Source organism: Rhizobium mulingense (assembly GCF_029194105.1).
In the GTDB taxonomy this organism is placed as follows: Bacteria; Pseudomonadota; Alphaproteobacteria; order Rhizobiales; family Rhizobiaceae; genus Rhizobium; species Rhizobium mulingense.
Genome location: NZ_JARFVE010000004.1, coordinates 192,147 through 214,227 on the forward strand (window position 1 = coordinate 192,147; position 22,081 = coordinate 214,227).

Annotated in this window: 18 protein-coding genes; 6 read left to right on the plus strand and 12 right to left on the minus strand. The window is 61.5% G+C overall.

Going from position 1 to position 22,081, the window contains the following annotated elements:
• Position 1: 1 nt before the first annotated feature.
• The gene (locus PYR71_RS09855; protein WP_183912498.1) at positions 2-871 is read left to right on the plus strand and encodes a 3-deoxy-manno-octulosonate cytidylyltransferase; all 870 of its coding nucleotides are present in this window, start codon (positions 2-4) and stop codon (positions 869-871) included.
• 25 nt (positions 872-896) lie between these two features.
• Here PYR71_RS09855 and PYR71_RS09860 read toward each other — a convergent pair whose 3' ends face one another.
• The gene (locus PYR71_RS09860) at positions 897-1,994 is read right to left on the minus strand and encodes a calcium:cation antiporter (protein WP_275619195.1); all 1,098 of its coding nucleotides are present in this window, start codon (positions 1,992-1,994) and stop codon (positions 897-899) included.
• 226 nt (positions 1,995-2,220) lie between these two features.
• Between PYR71_RS09860 and PYR71_RS09865 the strand changes: the two genes are divergently transcribed.
• Positions 2,221-2,502, plus strand: coding sequence for a DUF2188 domain-containing protein (locus PYR71_RS09865; protein WP_004671042.1), 282 nt, complete (start codon positions 2,221-2,223; stop codon positions 2,500-2,502).
• Between the two features lie 2 nt (positions 2,503-2,504).
• On the opposite strand, the gene PYR71_RS09870 is transcribed toward PYR71_RS09865, so the two are convergent.
• The 6 genes from PYR71_RS09870 to trxB all read right to left on the minus strand — a co-directional run bounded on the left by PYR71_RS09870 (position 2,505) and on the right by trxB (position 8,160).
• Positions 2,505-3,020, minus strand: a complete 516-nt coding sequence (locus tag PYR71_RS09870) for a GrpB family protein (RefSeq protein WP_275619196.1) — start codon at positions 3,018-3,020, stop codon at positions 2,505-2,507.
• Between the two features lie 274 nt (positions 3,021-3,294).
• A complete protein-coding gene (locus PYR71_RS09875) occupies positions 3,295-4,095 on the minus strand; it encodes an aminoglycoside phosphotransferase family protein (RefSeq protein WP_275619197.1) in 801 nt (266 codons plus the stop codon).
• 77 nt (positions 4,096-4,172) lie between these two features.
• Positions 4,173-5,297, minus strand: a complete 1,125-nt coding sequence (locus PYR71_RS09880; RefSeq protein WP_275619198.1) for an alkene reductase — start codon at positions 5,295-5,297, stop codon at positions 4,173-4,175.
• A 122-nt stretch (positions 5,298-5,419) separates the two neighbouring features.
• Positions 5,420-5,713 carry an ArsR/SmtB family transcription factor gene (locus tag PYR71_RS09885; protein WP_275619595.1) on the minus strand — a complete coding sequence of 98 codons (294 nt, stop codon included), beginning with the start codon at positions 5,711-5,713 and terminating at the stop codon, positions 5,420-5,422.
• Between the two features lie 553 nt (positions 5,714-6,266).
• Positions 6,267-7,163 carry a LysR family transcriptional regulator VtlR gene (locus tag PYR71_RS09890; protein ID WP_004671024.1) on the minus strand — a complete coding sequence of 299 codons (897 nt, stop codon included), beginning with the start codon at positions 7,161-7,163 and terminating at the stop codon, positions 6,267-6,269.
• A 22-nt stretch (positions 7,164-7,185) separates the two neighbouring features.
• Positions 7,186-8,160: a thioredoxin-disulfide reductase gene (gene trxB, locus PYR71_RS09895; RefSeq protein ID WP_275619199.1), complete on the minus strand. Its 975-nt coding sequence runs from the start codon at positions 8,158-8,160 to the stop codon at positions 7,186-7,188.
• A 231-nt stretch (positions 8,161-8,391) separates the two neighbouring features.
• Here trxB and PYR71_RS09900 point away from each other — a divergent pair, with 231 nt between their 5' ends.
• Positions 8,392-8,859, plus strand: coding sequence for an Lrp/AsnC family transcriptional regulator (locus PYR71_RS09900; RefSeq protein WP_009992419.1), 468 nt, complete (start codon positions 8,392-8,394; stop codon positions 8,857-8,859).
• A gap of 1 nt (position 8,860) precedes the next feature.
• On the opposite strand, the gene PYR71_RS09905 is transcribed toward PYR71_RS09900, so the two are convergent.
• Together PYR71_RS09905 and PYR71_RS09910 are read right to left on the minus strand one after the other, a co-directional pair.
• A complete protein-coding gene (locus PYR71_RS09905; protein WP_183912511.1) occupies positions 8,861-10,207 on the minus strand; it encodes a sigma-54-dependent transcriptional regulator in 1,347 nt (448 codons plus the stop codon).
• A gap of 2 nt (positions 10,208-10,209) precedes the next feature.
• Positions 10,210-12,084 (minus strand): ATP-binding protein, encoded by a 1,875-nt coding sequence (locus PYR71_RS09910; RefSeq protein ID WP_275619200.1) that lies wholly within the window; start codon positions 12,082-12,084, stop codon positions 10,210-10,212.
• A gap of 225 nt (positions 12,085-12,309) precedes the next feature.
• Between PYR71_RS09910 and PYR71_RS09915 the strand changes: the two genes are divergently transcribed.
• Positions 12,310-13,644: a dicarboxylate/amino acid:cation symporter gene (locus tag PYR71_RS09915; RefSeq protein ID WP_275619201.1), complete on the plus strand. Its 1,335-nt coding sequence runs from the start codon at positions 12,310-12,312 to the stop codon at positions 13,642-13,644.
• A gap of 234 nt (positions 13,645-13,878) precedes the next feature.
• Here PYR71_RS09915 and PYR71_RS09920 read toward each other — a convergent pair whose 3' ends face one another.
• Positions 13,879-14,937: a glycosyltransferase family 4 protein gene (locus tag PYR71_RS09920; protein WP_275619202.1), complete on the minus strand. Its 1,059-nt coding sequence runs from the start codon at positions 14,935-14,937 to the stop codon at positions 13,879-13,881.
• Between the two features lie 24 nt (positions 14,938-14,961).
• Entirely contained in the window at positions 14,962-15,438 is a 477-nt protein-coding gene (greA, locus tag PYR71_RS09925) for a transcription elongation factor GreA (protein WP_017965278.1), read from the minus strand.
• A gap of 250 nt (positions 15,439-15,688) precedes the next feature.
• On the opposite strand from greA, the gene PYR71_RS09930 reads away from it, so the two are divergent.
• Together PYR71_RS09930 and PYR71_RS09935 are read left to right on the plus strand one after the other, a co-directional pair.
• Positions 15,689-16,921, plus strand: coding sequence for a putative DNA modification/repair radical SAM protein (locus PYR71_RS09930; protein WP_275619203.1), 1,233 nt, complete (start codon positions 15,689-15,691; stop codon positions 16,919-16,921).
• A complete protein-coding gene (locus PYR71_RS09935; protein ID WP_275619204.1) occupies positions 16,921-18,375 on the plus strand; it encodes a UdgX family uracil-DNA binding protein in 1,455 nt (484 codons plus the stop codon). Before PYR71_RS09930 ends, PYR71_RS09935 begins: the two co-directional genes overlap by 1 nt.
• 113 nt (positions 18,376-18,488) lie before the next feature.
• Here PYR71_RS09935 and carB read toward each other — a convergent pair whose 3' ends face one another.
• Positions 18,489-21,977, minus strand: a complete 3,489-nt coding sequence (gene carB / locus PYR71_RS09940; RefSeq protein ID WP_275619205.1) for a carbamoyl-phosphate synthase large subunit — start codon at positions 21,975-21,977, stop codon at positions 18,489-18,491.
• Positions 21,978-22,081 lie beyond the last annotated feature (104 nt).

Below are 22,081 nucleotides of genomic sequence, written 5' to 3' on the forward strand. Positions count from 1 at the left end.
GATGGAATCAATTCCGAGCGATATCAGGACTACGGCCGCCGAAGATGGCGGAGTGAATCTTTTGACACCGGAAGCGTGGAAGGCGCTGCTGTCGCGCTATTCCCACATCGTGCTTGTGGCGAATAGCGAAGCGGTCGATTTCGAACGGCTCAGAAGCGAGCTGCCGGAGACCGCGCTCTACGTCTTCTTCAACAATGTCTACAAGGTGCTGGACGAGCCTTTCGCCGGTCGTGCGGTGCTGGTTGCCCGTAGCGGCGTCATGGGCGCCAATATCGTCCATCGGCGCGAAGTGGGCGATGTTCTGCGCTTCTTTGCCGGCGATGACTTCCTGGGTGTCATCAATCTTCGCGTCTCCCCGGAGGAAAATTTCAGCGAGGAAAGCCGCTTCAAAGGCGCCAAGGCCCGCCACCTCGACTTGACGCAAATGCTTGACGATCTCTATCCGACGGGCAAAATCGCCACCAGCGGCTTTGCGATGGCGTTCTGGCTCGCCGACCTGCAACTGCCGGGCAAGATCCTGCTTGCCGGCTTTTCGGCTAAGAGAAGCGAGAAGTGGAAGGTCTTCGACGTGCACGATTGGACGTTCGAGCAGATATTTCTGCGCCTCTTTGCCAGAATGGGCTCGATCTCGATGATGGGCGGCGTCGACGCCAGCCCCTATTCGGCGCTCGCCAAAAGATTTCCTGACGTCCCGCCGATCGAGATCGCCATGACGGCGGCCGAAGTCTTGTCCGAGCGGCTCCACAATGCCAACGGCCAGATCGACAGGCTGATGTCGGTCACCAAATCCATTCGCGCCATCGAGAATTTCTTCCGGCGCTTCAAGCCGAAAACCCGGAAAGAGCGCTTCCTCGAAAAGTCGAAGGGATAAGCTGCTTCACCGCAGTGTTCTGTCTTCAAAGCCCCAGCGCCGTCAGCATGACGAAGGCGGAAAAAAGGACGAAATGCGTCATGCCTTCGATGGCGTTGGTCTCGCCGTCGTTGAGATTGATTGCCGCGGCAATCAGCGTGATCGTGACCATCACCGTCTGCACCGGGGTCATCGCCATGATGAAGGGCTGGCCGGTGTAGAGCGCGATCGCTTCCATGACGGGCACAGTCAGGATCACCGTCGACAGCGAGGCGCCCATGGCGATGTTGACCGTTGCCTGCATGCGGTTCCTCAACGCCGCCCTCAAGGCGGTCAATATCTCGGGTGCGGCCGAAATCGCCGCGACGACGACCGCGGTCACTGCGATCGGGGCGCCGCTATCGCGAAGGCCCTCAGCCATAAAAGCCGACATGAACTCCGCCAGCAGGCCGATGATGACGACGCCTGCGAGGATGGTCACGATCGAGACCGCGGCCGACTCCTCGGTGTCGTGCTCGCGGTGATTTTCCTTCTTCCGCTCGGAGCGCGGGTAGCTGTAACTGAAGAAATAGCTGTGCTGCCCGACCTGCATGCGCAGGAAGAGGCCGTAAAGCGCAATCATCGCGACGATCGTGAAGGCGGAATAGTAGTGCCACTTATCCCTCGGCACGAATTCCGGCACGATCATGGAGATGCCCATAGCGGTGAGGATCATCACGCCGTAGGTCTTGCCCGAATTGTCGTTATAGGGCTGCTCGCCGTGTTTAAGACCGCCGAGAAGGGCGGCGAGGCCGAGGATGCCGTTGATGTCGAGCATCAGGGCCGAATAGATCGTGTCGCGCACCAGCGTCGGAGAACTCTCGCCCGTCATCATGATGGCGAGGATGATGACTTCGACGGCGAGTGCTGAAAGTGTCAGGATCATCGTGCCGTAGGGATCGCCGACCTTGACGGCGAGCAGTTCGGCATGATGGGCAACGCGGATCGACGCAAGCACGATGGTGGCGACCAAGGCCGCGGCGGCAAGCAGCGCGACACCGCGTCCCATTTCGAGCACCGTATGCTCCAGGAGATAGGCGATCGCCGCAGCGGCAAGTGCGGCGACCAGATATTTTTCCTCTTTTAAGCGTGAAGCGATGGCCAAGTTTCAGCTCCGGTTCCGATCCATGCCTCTTAACTAAGTCACTGATTCCGGATGGGAAGCGCGCCACGGCGCACTGCTATTTGCAGTCTTCGGCGTTTAATGGAATACTGACCGCCGTCGGGGCCGGAAACAGATCGCGGCATCCTCGTATTCTCGTCAAGCGGTCGCGATGATCCGGATCCTGTCCGGAAGCGTGTCTATGCGCAAAAAATGAGGAGACGGATGCATGATCAAGGTGGTCTACGAAGTCGTGCCGCATGACGGCGGATGGGCCTACAGGTTGGGAGGCGTCTATTCCGAAGCGTTTCCAAGCCATGCCGAGGCGCTTGAAGCTGCGCGTATCGTCGCGGCCGAACAGCAAGTCGGCGGCGATTCCGCCGAGATCAGCTGGCAGGATGAAAACGGCAAGTGGCATGAGGAATACGCCGAGGGCGGAGACCGGCCGGAAACGGAAGTGGTAGACGGCCTGTGGCAGGATCGCGCGGCCGGAGCCCCGCACGGCGCGTAACGCTAAGCATTGCCCTTCAATGCCCGCGCAACGATCGTGTCGACAAATTCACGCTTCTGCGCGGTATAGCGATCGCCGTCCGTTCTGAACTTGGCTGCCAGTCTGCATTTGAGCGTGGCATACTTGCTCGCCGACTCCGGATGCGCGATGAGATAATCCCGGAAAGCCAGCCTGTTTCGATGTGTGCCGTTGCCGGCCGGGCAAAGGTAGACACGCTCCGCCGGTACCGAACCTCTCGATAAGAATGCCCAGACCTCGTCGTCATAGCGATTGCCGCGCGGTTCATAGGCTTCCGCCAGCAGCGCCGCTGTGGCATCTGCGATATGCTCGAGGCTGGGAAGAACGATGTCGATATCGATGAGAGGCTTGGCGATCATGCCTGGTATCGACGTGCTGCCGATATGATCGATGAAGAGCGCCTGCGGCAGCCAGGTAAGCAACCGGTTGCGGATGCGCCGGAAATGCGTCGGCCATTGCGGGTCGTAAGGCACCAGTTCAACCAGATTGTGAGGTGTCATGATTATCCTGATTAGAGCAATTTCTGCAAAATGGTGACGCGGCTGGTGTCAGGAATGGCATGAAAAGCAAAGGTATAACGGGACGCCACATTCCGGTGGATATACGCGGGATGCATCGAATTATGCACGATTCTTTTCGGAAATCGATTCCGATTTTGTGACTATCCGCCAAACGCCGTCTGCCGGTCAAAGGTGACGCTCGTGGCGCTCGGCTGCCGGTCCGAACCGCAGCATCGTCAGGTAGCGCCGGCCCTTATTCACTGCAGGGCGGAGGTTAAGCCGCAAGTTCGGAAAGGGCGAGCCGGGCGACCGTCAGAGCCGTCTCGACCTGAGGCGTGTTTGCGTCCCCGAGGAACCAGGCGGCGGAAAGGCCGGAATAGGCGGCAATCCATTGCAAAAGCCGCTTCGGTTCCAGCCTCGCTTCCATCGAGACGATGGCGAGCTGGCGGTGGAAACGGCTGGGATGGGTGATGGTTGGCAGCTCCTCATTGGCAAAGATATTGGCGAAATCGAAGCCGCGCTCGCCATGAAGGCGCTTCGGATCGATCGCCAGCCAGCCGCGTGTCTCGAAATCGAGAATATTGCCGTGGTGAATGTCGCCGTGGAGAATGGTGACTTCGCGCGGATCGGAAAGAAGGGCGTTGGCGACCGTCGAGCAATCGGCAAATGTGCCGCCAGCTTTATCGGCCGTCGATTCCAGTTCACGGAACCAGCGGGTGAGAGGTATTGGATCGGGAAGCGGCTTTTGGCGCGGCGCATGCAGCCTTGCGGCCGTCCGGCAGAGAATACGGCTTGCCTCGTCGTCTTCGCCATTCATCGCCATGGCAAGGAGCGAGCGTTTGCCCGTTGCCCGTTCCAGAAGCACGGCGTCGTCCTCATGGGCGTAGACATGGGCCGCGCCGTCGCCGTCCCACCATTGCATCAGCAGCGCGCCATATTGTTCGTCTTTGTCGGTCGCGACCTTCAGCATGGCGGGCCTATCCTGCCAGAGGACCGGCAGCAGGCGGCTCGAATGGGTGAGGATCGGCTCGCCGTCGGCAATGAGCGACCAGCGATCGAGATAGGGAGCGAACATGGCGACACCGTACAAAGATGGAGCGGAAATGGAAATCCCGCCTCTCAGCGGGATTTCGCAATTCGGATCCGAAAGGCTCAGGCGACTTTCTCGACAGCGGAATAGTCGATGTAACCCTTGGCGGTGCCGCCGTAGAAGGTCGACTGGTCCGGCGTGTTGAGCGGCAAGTTCTTTGCCAGCCGTTCAACGAGGTCGGGATTGGCGATGAAGGGCTTGCCGAAGGCGACGAGATCGGCGCGGCCGCTTTCGACGGAGTCGACCGCCAGGTCGCGATCATAGCCGTTATTGACCATCCACTTGGCTTTGCCGCCGGCCTTTTCATAGGTCCGGCGCAGCGCCTTGTAGTCGAAGGGAGGATTGTCGCCCTGCTGGTAATCACGGTCGCCGCCCGTCTGGCCTTCGATGACGTGGATATAAGCGAGGTCGTATCTGGCCAATCCCTCGACCACATGGGCGAAGGTGGCCTGCGGATTGGAATCGTAGCTTTCGCCCGACGGCGTCACTGGTGAAATGCGGATCGCAGTGCGGCCGGCACCGACTTCTCTCACGACGGCATCCACGACTTCGAAGGCGAGCCGCGTGCGGTTCTCGATCGAGCCGCCATATGGGTCGGTGCGGTCATTGACGCCGTCACGAATGAACTGGTCGAGCAGATAGCCGTTGGCGCCATGGATTTCGACACCGTCAAAGCCGGCGTCGATGGCGGCGCGGGCGGCCTTGCGGTAATCCTCGATGATCCCAGGGATTTCGGCGGTTTCGAGCGCGCGCGGTTCGGAGGTGTCGGCGAAGCTGCCACTGCCGTCGGCGTTGACCAGATAGGTCTTGGCCTTGGCGACGCGATTGGTCGAGGAGACGGGCTTGCCGCCGCCCGGCTGCAGCGTCGTGTGCGAAATACGGCCGACATGCCACATCTGAACGACGATCTTGCCGCCCGCGGCGTGAACGGCGTCGGTCACACGCTTCCAGCCTTCGAGCGCTGCCTTGCTATAAAGGCCGGGCACGTCGGCATAACCCTGGCCTTGATGAGTGATCGCCGTCGCCTCGGTGATGATCAGCCCTGCCGTGGCGCGTTGGCGGTAATATTCGACATTAAGGTCGTTCGGCACCGCACCCGGTGAGCGGTTGCGGGTGAGCGGCGCCATGACGATGCGGTTCTTGACGGTGATGTCGCCAACCTTGGTGGGTTCGAAAAGCTTGGCCATGATGGTCCTTTCTTTTGCGGGAGGATCACTCGGCAGGGGCAAGGGTGGCCTGGCCCCTGGCGGAGAGATGGTCGAACGCCGTTACGCCACGCCGATCAGCCAGCGGGGCTGCGGCGGGCATTTTAAAGATCCTGTGTCAGCTGGTTGAGGAAGGCTGCGATGGTGTCTTCGTTGCGCTTGTAGAAGATCCACTGTCCCACGCGTTTGGTGGTGACGAGACCAGCGCGGTGCAGTGTCCCGAGATGGGCCGAAACCGTCGACTGCGACAGGCCACACCGTTCGAATTGGCTGGCGCAGACCCCCATTTCGAAAGGATGCTCCTGCGTGAGGAAATGTTCCTCCGGATTTTTCAGCCAGTTCAGAATGGCCATCCGGGTGGGATGCGCGAGCGCCTTAATGATCTCGTCTTTGTCCATCGAGGTTTGTCGATCCATAAATCGTATTTTCTCGATATATGGATCGATGCTCATCGATATGCAAATCACGGAGGCGTGAGGGGGCGGCGGTCCGGCGGTGCGCAAATTTTGTGCAAAAAAAAGAGGGCCACCGGAAAACCAGGGCCCTTTTAATTGTGAAGGTCAAAAACCTCCAGAGGGGAACAGCTAATGCGGTGGTACTGGGAGAGAAACCACGAAATGCATCAGCTGGTAGGGATATGGTGCTTCCTTAGGCAGGTTTCAATGCTTTTTTGTGCATGCCTGCTATGCGCCGCACAAATTTTTTGCGACGCAGCATTGCCAAGCGCGTCAAGGCAAAAAAAGAGGGCCGCTGGAAAACCAGGGCCCTTATAAGTGTGAAGGTCAAAAACCTCCAGAGGGGAACAGCTAATGCGGTGGAACTGGGAGGAAAAGCCACCATGTGCATCAGCTATGTGCGATATGGTGGTTTAATGGGCAAACGGCAACCCACATTTGTGCATGCCAGTCATGCGCTCTTTGCATAGTATGGAAAACATTCCATTAATCTGGCTTAAAAATTCCAGTTTCTGGCCTTGCTGACGATAAAATCGCGGAAGGCCTTCAGCTTGGCGGCGTTCTTGATCTCGTCGGGATAGCAGAAATAGGTGTCGAAGGAGGGGACGTCGGCATTGATCGCCAGCTGAATCAGGCCGGGATCGCGGCCGACGATGTAATCCGGCAGGCAGGCGACGCCGATGCCGAGCAGGCAGGCGCGCTTGATCGATGTCTGGCTGTTGATCTGCAGATGTGGGATGCGCTTATTGTCCGACGAGCGGCCGGCGACTTCGAGCCAGTTGACGTCGAGCAGGTAGCTCGGCGCCGGCTCGCCGAAGGTGATGATGCGGTGATTGTCAAGATCTTCGATCTTCTGCGGTTCGCCATGGCGATTGATATAGGAGGGCGCCGCATAGACGTGCATGTGCACGGTGAAGAGTTTGCGCTGGATGAGGTCGGATTGCTGCGGCTGACGAAGGCGGATTGCGCAGTCGGCGTGGCGCATGTTCACATCCACTTCCTCATTGTCGAGGATCAGCTGGATCTGCACATCGGGGTAAAGCTGCAGGAATTCCTGGATCTTGTCGGTCAGCCAGCCCTGGCCGAGACCGACGGTCGTCGTCACACGCAGCTTTCCGGACGGCGTCTCGGTCGTCTCGGTGAGCTGCATCTTTACGGTTTCGAGCTTCAGGAGCACGTCATGGGCGGTGCGGTACAGTAGTTCGCCCTGTTCTGTCAGGATCAGGCCGCGAGCATGGCGGTGAAACAGCTTGGTGCCGACATCCTGCTCGAGCGCGCTCACCTGGCGGCTGATGGCGGATTGGGACAGATGGAGTTTATCCGCCGCATGCGTGAATGAACCCGCCTCGGCCGCTGCGTGGAAAATACGCAGCTTGTCCCAATCCAGTGGCATTCCCCCGCCTCTCATGCCGATCTTACTCCGCGGCCACGGCGACGGGCATGTGGCCCGTCAGATACCGCTCGGCCTCGAGCGCTGCCATGCACCCCATGCCGGCGGCAGTGACGGCTTGACGGAAGGTGTCGTCGGTCACGTCGCCAGCGGCATAGACACCCTCGAGGCTGGTCGCGGTCGAATCCGGCGCGGTCCAGAGATAGCCGTTATCCTTCAGCTTCAGTTTGTCCTTGAAGAGCTCGGTTGCCGGCGCGTGACCAATGGCGACGAAGACGCCGTCGATCGCCATCTCGGTCATCGCGCCGGTTCTGACGTTTCGCAGGCGGGCGCCGGAGACGGATTGCGGCATCGGGGGCTTGGCCGGCGTGCCGGTTATTTCGGCCACCTCGGTGTTCCACAGCACCTTGACGTTCTCCTTGGCGAACAGACGTTCCTGCAGGATCTTCTCGGCGCGGAAGGTATCGCGACGGTGTACCAATGTGACTGACTTGGCGATGTTGGAGAGATAGAGCGCCTCTTCGACAGCGCTGTTGCCGCCGCCGACGACGATCACATCCTTGTTGCGATAAAAGAAGCCGTCGCAGGTGGCGCAGGCCGAAACACCGAAGCCTTGGAAATGCTGCTCGCTTTCGATGCCGAGCCACTTGGCCTTGGCGCCGGTGGCGATGATCAGCGTATCGGCGGTCCAGACCTGGCCGCTGTCGGTGCGGGCGACGAAGGGACGCTGGTTCATGTCGACCTCGGTCACGAGGTCGTTGACGATCTCGGCGCCCACATGTTTTGCCTGCTGCAGCATCTGCTCCATCAGCCAGGGACCCTGGATCGGATCGGCAAAGCCCGGATAGTTCTCGACATCGGTGGTGATCATCAGCTGACCGCCCTGTTCGAGACCGGCGATCAGAACCGGTTTCAGCATGGCGCGCGCGGCATAGACCGCGGCGGTATAGCCCGCGGGTCCGGAACCGATGATGAGCACCTTGGTGTGGCGGGCGGGCATGTTATTTCCTTTCGACTGGCAGGAGGGCGGCGGCTAAATAGCGAATGCGGCCGTTTCGCGGTCCATGCGCCATTTATGAACGACCAATGCTTTTATTCAAGGGCAGCCTTGCATTACCAACAAGGCAAATCACCCTGTTGTGCAAGAATCCGTCATCAGCGTGAAACTTTCTTGCGTATTCCGCGGCTTTATATAGAAGCTCGCCGCGGAGAATTAAAGAAAGGCCATGATGTGGGTCGCACCGAACTCGACGTCATCGACATAAAGATCCTCCGCGAGCTGCAGGCCGACGGCCGCATGACCAATGTCGAGCTCGCCGATCGCGTCGGCATTTCGGCGCCGCCCTGCCTGCGCCGGGTGCGCAAGCTCGAGGAAGCCGGCATCATTGAAGGCTATCACGCCATGCTGAACAGCCCGAAGCTAGGCTTCGATCTGGTCGCTTTCTGCATGGTCGGCCTCAAACACCAGTCTGAAGGAAACCTCAAGGCGTTTGCCGCGGCGACTACCGAATGGCCGCTGGTACGCCAGGCCTGGATGGTTTCGGGCGACAGCGATTTCCTGCTGCATTGCGTGGCGGAAAATCTGACCCACTTCCAGGATTTCGTCATCGAGGTGCTGACGGCGAACGAACATGTCGATACCGTGCGCACCATGCTGACGATCCGGCAGGTGAAGAAGCTCGGCCTGGTGGAAGTCTGAACTATTTGCGCGAGGCATAACCGCCGCGGTTGATGCCGTGCCGCTGGAGTTTGTCGTAGAACGTCTTTCTCGGAATGCCGAGCGCCTCGATGGTGCGTCGCACGTCGCCGTCATTGCTCGCGAGCGCGTCGCGGATGATTTCCGCCTCGTAGCGTTCCAGCCGCTCGGGCAGCGTGCCGCCGGTCGGCTGCGGGGGAAGGGACGGCGCTCCGCCGCCTTCGAGGCCAAGCACCACGCGTTCGGCATAATGGGAGAGTTCGCGAACGTTGCCGGGCCATGGATGCGAGGCAAGGTGGCGGCGAACCGCCTCCGAAAGCTGCGGCACATCGCGGCCGAAGCGCTCGGCGGCGCGGGCGGCAAAGTGGGAAAACAGCAGCGGGATATCGTCGCGACGTTCCCTCAGCGGCGGAATCGAAATCGTCACGACATTCAGCCGATAATATAGATCCTCGCGAAAATCGCCGCGCACCTCGGGATCGCCAAGGTCGATCTTGGCTGCCGCGACGACGCGCAGGTCGACCGGGCGCACCTCGTTGGTGCCGAGCGGGGTGATTTCGCGCATCTCCAGCACCCTCAGCATCTTGACCTGCGTGGCGACAGGCATGCTTTCGATCTCGTCGAGGAAAAGCGTGCCGCCGCTTGCATGTTCGATGCGGCCGGTCCGGCGCTTCTGGGCGCCGGTAAAGGCGCCGGCTTCGTGGCCGAACAGCTCGCTTTCGATGACGGTTTCGGGCAGCGCCCCGCAGTTCAGCGCCACGAAATTGCCGTTTCGGCGATGGCTCCACTGATGCAGGATCTGGGCAACGACTTCCTTGCCGCTGCCGGTTTCGCCGGCGACCAGCACGTCGACATCGGTATCGGCGATATGGCGAAGGATCTTCCTGAGATTGTCCATGACAGGCGTCTGGCCGATCAGCGGCAAGGTCTCCTGCGCATCGTCGGCCGCCTTGCGCAGCATGCGGTTTTCCAGAACGAGCTGCCGTTTTTCGCTGGCGCGGCGGACGCTCTGGACGAGGCGGTCGGCTGCGAAGGGTTTGGCGATGAAATCATAGGCGCCGTCCTGGATGGCCTGTACGGCCATCGGGATATCGCCGTGGCCGGTCATCAGAATGACGGGCAGGTCGGCATCCACGTCTTTGAGCGTGGCGAACAGCTGCAGCCCGTCGATCTCGGGCATGCGGATATCGGTGACGACAGGGCCGGTAAAATCGGCCGTAAGCTCCGCCAGGGCGGTTTTTGCGCCGTCATAGGCCGAGACGGAGAACCCGGCGAGTTCGAGGGTCTGGGCCGTGGCGCGGCGCAAATCACTGTCGTCGTCGATTAGCGCAACTGGCATCGGTGTGGCCATGATCAAGCCTTCCTCAGATGAACGATGAACCTTGTCCCGCTCCCATCACTCTCCACCTCCATCCGGCCGCCGTAATCGCCAACGATATCCTTGGAGATGACAAGCCCGAGACCGAGACCTTTTTCCTTCGAGGTGTTGAACGGCGTGAACAGGCCTTTGCGGATTTCAGGCGAAATGCCGGGGCCGTTGTCGGCAACCGTCAGCGTAACCGTTTCCGCATCGACCGATGTCTTGACTTCAACGCGACCGTCTTCGGCCTTCGGCGCCACGGCCTCGAGCGCGTTCTGAAGCAGGTTGATGAGCACCTGCTCGAGACGGATCCTGCTGCCCATGACCTGCAACTCGGCCGGCGGCAGTGCGATGTCGAGCGTATCCATTCGGCCGGCAAAGCGGCTGCGCAACAGCATCACCGCCCCCTCGATAACGTCCTTCAAGCCTGTCGGCTCGGCGCTGCCGCGGCCTTTGCGGGCGAAGCTCTTCAACTCCTCGGTGATCGAGCCTATGCGCTCCGTCAGTGCGGCGATGTTCTGCAGATTTTCGCCGGCGGGCGCCGTCTGGCCGCGGTCGAGGAAGGTGCGGGCATTGTCCGCATAGGCGCGGATGGTCGCCACCGGCTGGTTGATCTCATGGGCGACACCGGCGGCAACCTGGCCCAGGATTGCCAGCCGGTTGGCCTGCACCAGATCCTGCTGCACCGCCTGCAGCTTCTGCTCGGTGCTGCGGTGACCGGCGATCTCGGCCTGCAGCCGATCCCGCGCCTGACTGAGATCCAGCGTCCGCTCGGCCACGCGCAGTTCCAGTTCTTCACGCGCCTGCTGCTCCCTGAAAATCCTCAGGGTAATCGTCTGGCGGCGGCGCAAGAGGAAGGCTGCGCCCGCCAGGAGCGGCAAAAGCAAAAGCACCGCCAGCATGCGCGCTTCGCGGACCGCCGCATCGACGGACGGCCCCAATGGAACAAGATGCTGCAGATGCCAGCCGGTCGCAGGGATCGGCATCCCGACATTGAGAAAGCTGGTCTTACCGGCGCCGCCGGGCGTGACGATCTCGACGACAGCAAGCCCGTCGTCAAGCTGCCGGACGATATCGAGTGGCAGCGGCTGGAGCGGCGCGTCGCCGAATTGAAGGCTCTCGCGGATCGCGGTCAGCCGATCCTCGGCAATGCGGCCGATCGTCATGAACCGCCAGGAAGGAATGCTGGTGATGAGGACGATGCCGCGATCGTCAATGACGTAGGACGGGGCGCCCGAGGCATTCCAATCCGCCTCGACATCGTCGAATTCGACCTTGACGACGACGACGCCCAGGAGGCCGTTGCGGCCTGATATCCGCTCGGAAATATAAAGGCCGGGCTTCTTGCTGACGGTGCCGAGCGCGAAATGCTCGGCCTGCCCTTGAGCGACGGCGCCTTGAAAATACTCGCGGAAGCGATAGTCACTGCCGACGAAGCTCGTCGGCTCGCGCCAGTTGCTGGCCGAAACCGCGATGCCATCCTTGTCGATGACATAGATGACGGCGGCCTTCGTACCGGCGGCCAGTGTCTCAAGCTTCCGGCTCAACTGCTCGAAGGTGCCGGCGTCGCGTTCCGCCAGGGCGGCGGCGAGCGCGGTATCTTGCGACAGCACGAAGGGCAGCGCCCGGTATTTCTCGAGAACCGTGCGCAGCAGCGCCACGTTCATCCTCGCATCGGTGCGGGCCTGTTCCTCCAGGGCAGCTTCCGCCCGGCGCCGGCCGACCTCGCCGCTCACCAATAGACTTGCGGCGACGGCCGAGAGGGCGAGCACCGCATAGGTCCACCACATTCTGCGAATGCGGTGGTGCAAGGGCAGGGAGGGCCAAAGCCTTTGCGAGACTGACAAGGACATGGCGGATTTGTGCATTTTTCCGCACGAGACGCAAATGGATTTGTGTGGGTTTTCGCATTGGCAGGGTAGGCTGCTGGCCCGTCAGACATTTTTTACGACATAAACACAATCACTTAGGCGGAAGGGGCGAAACTGGCACGGCGATTGCGAAGAAGAGCGCGACAACGGCTGAGCTGTTGGATTGAAGCGAACGGCTCGGGAGGCCGGAGTTCGTTCCGGACGAGCCTTTAGGAGGACATCATGATCGCAGCACCACTCGATGCAGTCGCAGACAGCAAGGGCAGGAAGCCCTTCTATTCCCATCTCTACGTCCAGGTTCTCGCGGCTATCGCCGCAGGCATCCTGCTCGGCCATTTCTATCCCGAACTCGGCACCCAGCTGAAGCCGCTTGGCGATGCCTTCATCAAGCTCGTGAAGATGGTGATCGCTCCGGTCATCTTCCTGACGGTGGCGACCGGCATTGCCGGCATGAGTGACCTGAAGAAGGTCGGCCGCGTCGCCGGAAAGGCGATGCTGTACTTCCTGACCTTCTCGACGCTGGCGCTCGTCATCGGCATGATCGTCGCCAACGTCGTCCAGCCCGGCGCCGGGATGAACATCGATCCGGCATCGCTCGATCCGAAGGCCGTCGCCACCTTTGCCGATAAGGCGCATGAGCAGAGCATCGTCGGCTTCCTGACGAATATCATCCCGACGACGATCGTCGGCGCCTTTGCCGACGGCGATATTCTGCAGGTGCTGTTTTTCTCGGTGCTCTTCGGCATCGCGCTTGCCATGGTCGGCGAAAAGGGCGAGCAGGTCGTGACTTTCCTCAACGCTCTGACGGCTCCGATCTTCAAACTGGTCGCCATTCTGATGAAGGCCGCCCCGATCGGCGCCTTCGGCGCCATGGCCTTCACCATCGGCAAGTACGGCATCGGATCGATCGCCAATCTCGCGATGCTGATCGGCACCTTCTACATCACCTCACTGCTCTTCGTTCTCGTCGTGCTTGGCGCGGTTGCCCGCTACAACGGCTTCTCGATCCTGGCGCTGCTGCGTTACATCAAGGAAGAACTGCTGCTGGTGCTCGGCACCTCGTCTTCGGAGGCCGCACTTCCGGGCCTGATGAACAAGATGGAAAAGGCCGGCTGCAAGCGTTCGGTCGTTGGCCTCGTCATCCCGACCGGCTATTCCTTCAATCTCGACGGCACCAACATCTACATGACGCTGGCAGCGCTCTTCATCGCTCAGGCAACCGGCATCAATCTCTCCTGGGGCGACCAGATCCTGCTACTGCTGGTGGCGATGTTGAGCTCCAAGGGTGCCGCAGGCATCACCGGCGCCGGCTTCATCACGCTCGCCGCGACGCTCTCCGTCGTGCCTTCCGTGCCGGTCGCCGGCATGGCGCTGATCCTCGGCATCGACCGCTTCATGTCGGAGTGCCGGGCACTGACCAACCTGGTCGGCAATGCGGTCGCGACGATCGTCGTGGCGCGCTGGGAAAACGAGCTGGATACGGCGCAGCTCGCTAGAGCGCTGGGTGGCCAGGCAGAAGAGGGCGCGCCGGCTGCCGGACTTCAGCCGGCGGAATAACAGGCTGACCTGTTCGCCATTCTTGGATATTTGCAGCGGCCCGTCATCCAATGGGCCGTTCGCTTATTGAGTAAGCTCGTTTTCTACTCATCGTCATCCTCGGCCTTGTGCCGAGGATCTGCTGCCCTTATCGATCCGAGGCAGATGCTCGGGACAACCCCGAGCATGACGGAGGGAGGGGACCTCTGCAGCGGCCCGATGGCCCGTTACCCAACGGGCGTTTTTCGCTCCGCGTCAGCCGCGATTGTCGCCGAGAAGGCGGTCGTAGACAGCACCGATTGCAGTTGCTTCCTTTTCCAGGGCAAAATTCGCCCGGACGTGGCGCAGCGCATTCTCGCCATGGGCGATCGCCAGCGCGGGATCGGCGATATAGGGGGCGATTGCCCGCGTCAGCGCCTCACCGTCGCCGGCGGCGACGATCGAGCCGGTCTCGCCCTCGGCAATGAGTTCGGCATAGGCGCCTGCATCCGATGCCACGACCGCCGTCCGCGAAGCCATGGCTTCGAGCGGCGTCAGGCCGAAGCCCTCGTTGCGGGAAGGGGCGACGTAAAGCGTCAGGCGGCGATACCAAACCTTGATGTCAGGCACTTCGCCGAGAAAGAGGATCCGATCAGCGAGCCCGGCGGCGGCGACGTCGGCCTTGAGCTTTTCGCCGAAGGCGGTGTGCTCCGCCGTCACCCGGCCGGAGACGACGGCCGTCCATTCGGGGTGCTGCGGCAAGAGTTCGATCATCGCCCGAACGAAGAGATCGGTGCCCTTCTGATGGCGCACACGACCGAAACAGCCGACAAGATAGCGGCCGGGCAGACCGGTCGCGGCAATGCCGTCTTCCGCCGTTTGCGGCGGGTGGAACAAGGACAGATCGACCCCATGCTGTATGACCGTGTGCGGCACCTCGAGGAAGGAGCCGGAGCGGTCGCTGGTCGCAATCACCGCGTCCATGCGGCGGATCAGCCATTTCGTGTAGGCGGTGTGGCGGCGTTGCGCGGCCGAGGTGAAGATGAGCTTCAGCGGCATGCGCAGGAGATGGCGGAGCAGGATGCCGACGGCCATCTCATTGTTGCGGCGGGCGTGCCAGACACGGTGGCGCCGGCGTGCCGTCGGGCGCCAGAGCCCGAAAAGCTGCGCCCATTTCAGTTTCGGCAGGCCTTCCGGCAGGCCGGGGCCAAGCGTTGCTATGCGCATGCCGAGCCGGATCTGGCATGGGATGAGCTGGACGATAGTCGAGGTGACGCCGGAGAGCCGGCGCTTGAAATTGGGCGCGATGATCTCGACGTCACGCATATCAGGCAAGGGGGGCTCGTTTGTGGCGGGCGATCAGCCCCAGGAAACCTGGAGGATTTCGTAGGCCTTGGAGCCGCCCGGCGCGTTGACCTCGATGGAATCGCCGACTTCCTTGCCGATCAGCGCACGGGCGATCGGGGAGGAGATGGAGATGCGGCCTGCCTTGACGTCGGCTTCCTGGTCGCCGACGATCTGGTAGGTCTTTTCTTCCTCGGTGTCCTCGTCAACGAGCTTCACCTTGGCGCCGAACTTAATCTTGTCGCCCGACATCTTCGTGAGGTCGATGACCTCGGCGCGCGCCGTCAGATCTTCGAGCTCGCTGATGCGGCCTTCATTGTGGCTCTGGGCCTCCTTGGCAGCGTGATATTCGGCGTTTTCGGAAAGGTCGCCATGGGCACGGGCTTCGGCGATCGCCTCGATGATTCGGGGGCGCTCCTCCTGCTGACGCCAGCGCAGTTCTTCCTGCAGCTTGACGAAACCACCCTGTGTCATCGGTACCTTTTCAACCATTTTTCTGTCCTTCACTCCTTGTATCGGCACGTCAGGCGCAAACACAAAAGAAAACAGGTCCCGAAGGGGAGCTTCGGAACCGTGCCACAATCCTAGTTAAGTGCTTATAGCAGATCGCCAAGGCCGATTTCCAGAAAATTCGCGTAAATGCAGCGCAACCCCCGCGATATCAGGTGATATGCCTGAAAATTGAGCGGGGTGGGATGGATCGGATTGACTTTGTATATTAGAACATATAGTGAACACAGAAATGAAGAGATCGCTTGCCGAACGCTTGGCCATCCTGTCCGATGCCGCGAAATATGACGCTTCCTGCGCCTCCAGCGGCACGGTAAAGCGCGATTCGGGCACAAGCGGCGGGCTCGGCTCGACCGAGGGATCCGGCATCTGCCATGCCTATGCGCCGGATGGGCGGTGCATTTCGCTTCTGAAGATCCTGCTGACCAATTTCTGCATCTATGACTGCGCCTATTGCGTCAATCGCTCGTCGAGCAATGTCGAACGGGCGCGTTTTACACCGGAGGAGGTGATCTGGCTGACGCTGGAATTCTACCGCCGCAACTATATCGAAGGCCTCTTCCTTTCTTCCGGCATCATTCGTTCATCCGATTACACGATGGAGGAGATGGTCCGCATCGTGCGTGAACTGCGCGTGACGCATGCTTTCCGCGGTTATATCCATCTGAAATCGATCCCCGAGGCGTCGCCGCGGCTGATCGAGGAGGCGGGGCTTTATGCCGACCGGCTGTCGCTCAATATCGAGCTGCCGACGGATAACGGCATCAGCCGCTTCGCACCGGAAAAGAAGCCTGCCAATATCCGGCGATCGATGGCTGATCTGAGGCTGAAGATCGAGGCCGCCGGCGAACCGACGCTGAAAAGCAAGAAACGCCAGCGTTTCGTCCCGGCCGGGCAGAGCACGCAAATGATCGTCGGCGCCGACGGCGCGAGTGACGCGACCATCCTTGCGACCAGCGGCCGGCTCTACAGCAGTTATGGCCTCAAGCGCGTCTATTATTCCGCCTTCAGCCCGATTCCGGATTCCTCGAAAAACCTGCCGCTTATCAAGCCGCCGCTGATGCGCGAACACCGGCTCTACCAAGCCGACTGGCTCTATCGTTTCTACGGTTTCGGCATCGACGAGATCACCGCCAATCAGGCGGGCGGCATGCTCGATCTCAACCTCGACCCCAAACTTGCCTGGGCGCTTGCCAACCGGGCTGAATTCCCCGTCGATATCAACATGGCCGAGCGTGAACGGCTGCTGCGCGTGCCCGGCCTTGGCACCAAGACGGTCAAAGCAATTGTTTCGGCGCGCCGTTTTCGCCGTCTGCGGCTCGATGATCTCTCGCGGCTCGGCGTTTCGATCAACAAGGTCCAGGCGTTCATCTCGGCGGAAGGCTGGTCGCCGCGACGGCTGCTCGATAGGCCGGATCTTCGCGCCATGTTTGAGCCGCAGCCTGAACAATTGTCGTTGCTGTGATGCGCCGGGTCGTGCTCGCAGGGCGCGGAGATCTTGCCGAATGGCGTGATGCCGCGCGCGCCTTAGCGGCGGCTGGTATTTTGCCTGAGGAGATCGAGTGGCGCGAAAGAAGTGCGGAGGCGGACCTTTCCTTTCAGCGCGACGCCATGCCGCCGGCGCCGGCGGCATCACGCAAGCCGATGACAGTGCCGCCCGTTTTCATCGAGCTTGCCGAGACGGTGCTATGCCATTCCGATCCGGCGCGCTTCTCGCTGCTGTACCGCCTGCTCTGGCGGCTGCAGCTGGACCGGCAGCTGCTTGAGGTGACCTCCGACGAGGATGTCGTGCGTGCCAGGCTGATGGCGAAAAACGTTCATCGCGACGCGCACAAGATGACGGCCTTCGTCCGCTTCAAGGAGGTTGGCGCGGTTTCCGAAGAGCGGCGAAAATTCATCGCCTGGTTCGAGCCGGACCATCATATCGTCAGGCGGACGGCACCCTTCTTCCAGCGACGTTTCACCGATATGGACTGGCTGATCGCCACGCCCAAGGGATCGGCCACCTGGGACGGCGAGCGGCTGACGATCAGCGACGAACCTTGCGAGAAGCCCAATCTTACCGACGTAACCGATGAGCTCTGGCGCACCTATTATGCCAGCATCTTCAATCCGGCGCGATTGAAGCTGAAGGCGATGCAGGCGGAGATGCCGAAGAAATACTGGAAGAACCTGCCGGAGGCCGATCTCATTCCTGGCTTGATTGCATCGGCCGAAAGCAAGGTGCGGGAGATGGCGGCAAGGGAGGCAACGCAATCTTTGCCTTTTCACGATCGGCTGCAGCAGGCTGCGCGCAATCTTCCCGCCGAGCCCGAGCTTCCGGCGGGGACGCTGGAGGCGCTCCGCGCGGAGGCTGCCGTCTGCACGCGCTGTCCCCTTCACGCCAATGCGACGCAGACGGTCTTTGGGGAGGGGCCGCGCGATGCGGCGGTGATGTTCGTCGGCGAGCAGCCGGGCGATCAGGAGGATATTGCAGGGCGCCCCTTCGTCGGTCCGGCGGGCAGGCTTTTCGATCAGGTGATTGCGGAAGCGGGCATCGACCGATCGACGCTCTACGTCACCAATGCCGTCAAGCATTTCAAATACGAGCCGCGCGGCAAGCGGCGCATCCACCAGAAGCCCAATATGGGTGAGGTGCAGCATTGCCGCTGGTGGCTCGATCTGGAATTGACGCTCGTCAACCCGAAGGTGATCGTCGCCATGGGGGCGACGGCACTTGCGGCGCTGACCGATGTGAAAGGACGCCTGCAGGACGTCAGAGGAAAGGCGATGGCAACCGAAGGAGGGCGCACGCTCTTCGTGACGGTGCATCCGTCCTATCTGCTGCGCATTCCCGACGAACGGCTGAAGGCGGAGGAGATGGCGCGCTTTCGCGAGGATATGAAGAGAATTCAGGGACTTATGAAGGCAGCCGCATAAGTTGATTCTGGTTGAGCTCAGCGTCAGCGCTCAAGGAGCGCCGACGCTGTTCCAGTTCATACCCTATTCCGGACGCAAAACCGCGGCACGGGTTTGCTGGAATTGCTCTGATCTCAGGCAAAGTAGCTCTGCAGCGGCCGCACTTCCAGATTGCCCGCCTTCAGCGCCTTGATCGCCTGGGCGGCGGCCTCGGCGCCGGCCATCGTCGTGTAATAGGGCACCTTCTGCATCAGCGTCGCGCGGCGCAGCGACTTGGAGTCCGAGATCGCCTTGTTGCCGTCGGTGGTGTTGATGACGAGCTGGACCTGGCGGTTGCGGATTGCATCCTCGATGTGAGGACGGCCTTCTAGAACCTTGTTGATCTTGGTGGCGGTTATGCCGTTTTCGCCGAGGAAGCGGGCGGTGCCGCCGGTCGCCAATACCTTGAAGCCCTGTTCGACGAGAATGCGGATCGCCGGCAGTACGCGCGGCTTGTCCTCGTCGCGCACCGAGACGAAGACCGTGCCGTCACGCGGCAGTTCGACGCCGGCGCCAAGCTGCGATTTGGCGAAGGCCAGCGCAAAATCGGTATCGAGGCCGATGACTTCGCCGGTCGAGCGCATTTCGGGCCCAAGCAGCGTATCGACGCCGGGGAAGCGGGCGAAGGGGAAGACGGCTTCCTTGACGGCGATGTGGGTGAGCTTGCGCGGATCGGGCTTCGCGCCGTAGGCGGCAAAGGCGGCGTCGAGTTTCTCGCCGGCCATGACGCGGGCGGCGATCTTGGCGATCGGCGCGCCGATGGTCTTGGCGACGAAGGGCACGGTGCGCGAAGCGCGCGGATTGACTTCGAGCACGTAGACGGTGCCGTCCTTGATGGCGAACTGGACGTTCATCAGGCCGCCGACATTGAGCGCCTTGGCCATCGCCTTTGCCTGGCGCTCCAGCTCGTCGAGCAGCTCGACGGGCAGCGAGCGCGGCGGCAGCGAACAGGCGCTATCGCCGGAATGGATGCCGGCTTCCTCGATATGCTCCATGATGCCGGCGACGTACACATCGGTGCCGTCAGAGAGGCAGTCGACGTCGACTTCGATGGCGTGGGTGAGATAGCTGTCGAAGAGCAGCGGGTTCTTGCCGAGCAGGGTGTTGATCTGGCCGGTCTTGTCGTTGGGATAGCGCTGCTTGATATCCTCGGGCACCAGTTCCGGCACCGTGTCGAGCAGGTAGGTCTGCAGCTGGCCTTCCGAATGCAGGATCTGCATGGCGCGGCCGCCGAGAACGTAAGACGGGCGCACGACCAGCGGGAAGCCGATTTCGGCAGCGACGAGACGGGCCTGCTCGACCGAATAGGCGATGCCATTGTTCGGCTGGTTGAGGTCGAGCTTCATCAGAAGCTTCTGGAAGCGGTCGCGGTCTTCGGCGAGATCGATCGCATCGGGCGCGGTGCCGAGGATCGGGATGCCGTTCTTTTCCAGCGCCTCGGCAAGCTTCAGGGGCGTCTGGCCGCCGAACTGGACGATGACGCCGACGACTTCGCCCTTTTCCTGCTCGGCGCGCAGGATCTCGATCACGTCTTCCGCCGTCAGCGGCTCGAAATAGAGCCTGTCGGACGTGTCGTAGTCGGTGGAGACGGTTTCCGGATTGCAGTTGATCATGATCGCTTCATAGCCTGCATCCTTCAAGGCGAAGGCGGCATGGCAGCAGCAATAGTCGAACTCGATGCCCTGGCCGATACGGTTCGGGCCGCCGCCGAGAATGACGACCTTCTTGCGGTCCGAAACCTGAGCCTCCGAGCGGGCGGCGCCGACGAAGGGCGTCTCATAAGTCGAATACATGTAGGCGGTCGGCGAAGCGAATTCGGCCGCACAGGTGTCGATGCGCTTGAAAACAGGGCGGACGTTCAGGCCGTTGCGCAGTTCGGCAACTTCCTTCGGGCGCTTGCCGGTCAACGTTGCCAGACGCGCGTCGGAAAAGCCCATTGCCTTCAGCATGCGCAGGTTGGCGGCATCGCCGGGCAGGCCGTGCTCGCGGATGCGGGCTTCCATGTCGACGATGTTCTTGAGCTCGGCGATGAACCAGGGGTCGATCTTGCAGCCCTCGTGCACCTCTTCGATGCTGAGACCCTGGCGCAGCGCCTGGGCGACCATGCGCAGGCGATCGGGCGTGGGTGTGCCGATCGCTGCACGGATGGCGTTCTGGCTGGATTCGCCTTCCTCGAAATCGGGGATTTCGATTTCGTCGAGACCGGTCAGGCCGGTTTCCAGGCCGCGCAGCGCCTTCTGCAGCGATTCGGCGAAGGTGCGGCCGATCGCCATGACTTCGCCGACCGATTTCATCGCGGTGGTCAGCACCGGCGAGGCGCCGGGGAATTTTTCAAAGGCAAAACGCGGGATCTTGGTGACGACATAGTCGATCGAAGGTTCGAAGGAGGCGGGCGTGGCGCCGCCGGTGATGTCGTTTTCGAGTTCGTCGAGCGTATAGCCGATAGCGAGCTTCGCAGCGACCTTGGCGATCGGGAAGCCGGTTGCCTTGGACGCGAGCGCGGAGGAGCGCGAGACGCGCGGGTTCATTTCGATGACGACGAGGCGGCCGTCTTTCGGGTTGACGGCAAACTGCACGTTCGAACCGCCGGTCTCCACGCCGATCTCGCGCAGCACCGCGATCGAGGCGTTGCGCATGATCTGGTATTCTTTGTCGGTCAGCGTCAGCGCCGGAGCGACGGTGATCGAATCGCCGGTATGGACGCCCATCGGATCGATGTTTTCGATCGAGCAGATGATGATGCAGTTGTCCGCCTTGTCGCGGACAACCTCCATCTCATACTCCTTCCAGCCGAGCACCGATTCTTCGATCAGCACTTCCGTCGTCGGCGACGCATCGAGGCCGCCGCCGACAATCTCGAAGAATTCCGATCGGTTGTAGGCAATGCCGCCGCCGGTGCCGCCGAGCGTGAAGGAGGGGCGGATGATGGCGGGCAGGCCGACATGGTCGAGCGCCTGGGCGGCGATCGCCATGGCGTGGTTCATATAGCGCTGCTTGCGGTCGCTCTCGCCGAGGTTCCACTGGTTTTCCAGCTCGTCCAGCGCCTTGTCGAGGTCGGAGCCCGAGAGGCTCTCGCGCAGCTTGCTGCGCTCGGCCTCGTGCGTCTTGCGGTCGAGGTCCTTGATGTCGGTGGCGTTCGCCAGCATCGAGCGCGGTGTTTCCAGGCCGATGCGGGCCATGGCCTCGCGAAACAGCGCCCGATCCTCGGCCATGTCGATGGCGGCGGGCTTGGCGCCGATCATCTCGACATTGTAGCGGTCGAGGACGCCCATGCGCTTCAGGGAAAGGGCGGTGTTCAGCGCCGTCTGGCCCCCCATGGTCGGCAATAGCGCGTCCGGGCGCTCCTTGGCAATGATCTTGGCGACGACCTCAGGGGTGATCGGCTCGACGTAAGTGGCGTCGGCCAGGCCCGGATCGGTCATGATCGTTGCCGGGTTGGAGTTGACGAGGATGACGCGGTAGCCTTCCTCCTTCAGCGCCTTGCAGGCCTGGGTGCCGGAATAATCGAATTCGCAAGCCTGGCCAATGACGATCGGTCCCGCGCCGATGATGAGGATCGATTTGATGTCTTGGCGCTTCGGCATGGGCGATATCCATTGTCTGGCTGCGCAAAAAGCCGGCCAGGGTGGGAGATCACCAGGTCGGGTCGCGCATTGAAGGTCTTTTCAGGCTAGAAGCGGCTTATAGG

Coding starts and splice junctions, on each gene's coding strand:
- PYR71_RS09855 (WP_183912498.1), top strand. CDS start 2: ATGGAATCAATTCCGAGCGATATCAGGACTACGGCCGCCGAAGATGGC.
- PYR71_RS09865 (WP_004671042.1), top strand. CDS start 2,221: ATGATCAAGGTGGTCTACGAAGTCGTGCCGCATGACGGCGGATGGGCC.
- PYR71_RS09870 (WP_275619196.1), bottom strand. CDS start 3,020: ATGACACCTCACAATCTGGTTGAACTGGTGCCTTACGACCCGCAATGG.
- PYR71_RS09875 (WP_275619197.1), bottom strand. CDS start 4,095: ATGTTCGCTCCCTATCTCGATCGCTGGTCGCTCATTGCCGACGGCGAG.
- PYR71_RS09880 (WP_275619198.1), bottom strand. CDS start 5,297: ATGGCCAAGCTTTTCGAACCCACCAAGGTTGGCGACATCACCGTCAAG.
- PYR71_RS09885 (WP_275619595.1), bottom strand. CDS start 5,713: ATGGACAAAGACGAGATCATTAAGGCGCTCGCGCATCCCACCCGGATG.
- PYR71_RS09890 (WP_004671024.1), bottom strand. CDS start 7,163: ATGCCACTGGATTGGGACAAGCTGCGTATTTTCCACGCAGCGGCCGAG.
- trxB (WP_275619199.1), bottom strand. CDS start 8,160: ATGCCCGCCCGCCACACCAAGGTGCTCATCATCGGTTCCGGACCCGCG.
- PYR71_RS09905 (WP_183912511.1), bottom strand. CDS start 10,207: ATGGCCACACCGATGCCAGTTGCGCTAATCGACGACGACAGTGATTTG.
- PYR71_RS09910 (WP_275619200.1), bottom strand. CDS start 12,084: ATGCACAAATCCGCCATGTCCTTGTCAGTCTCGCAAAGGCTTTGGCCC.
- PYR71_RS09915 (WP_275619201.1), top strand. CDS start 12,310: ATGATCGCAGCACCACTCGATGCAGTCGCAGACAGCAAGGGCAGGAAG.
- greA (WP_017965278.1), bottom strand. CDS start 15,438: ATGGTTGAAAAGGTACCGATGACACAGGGTGGTTTCGTCAAGCTGCAG.
- PYR71_RS09930 (WP_275619203.1), top strand. CDS start 15,689: ATGAAGAGATCGCTTGCCGAACGCTTGGCCATCCTGTCCGATGCCGCG.
- PYR71_RS09935 (WP_275619204.1), top strand. CDS start 16,921: ATGCGCCGGGTCGTGCTCGCAGGGCGCGGAGATCTTGCCGAATGGCGT.
- carB (WP_275619205.1), bottom strand. CDS start 21,977: ATGCCGAAGCGCCAAGACATCAAATCGATCCTCATCATCGGCGCGGGA.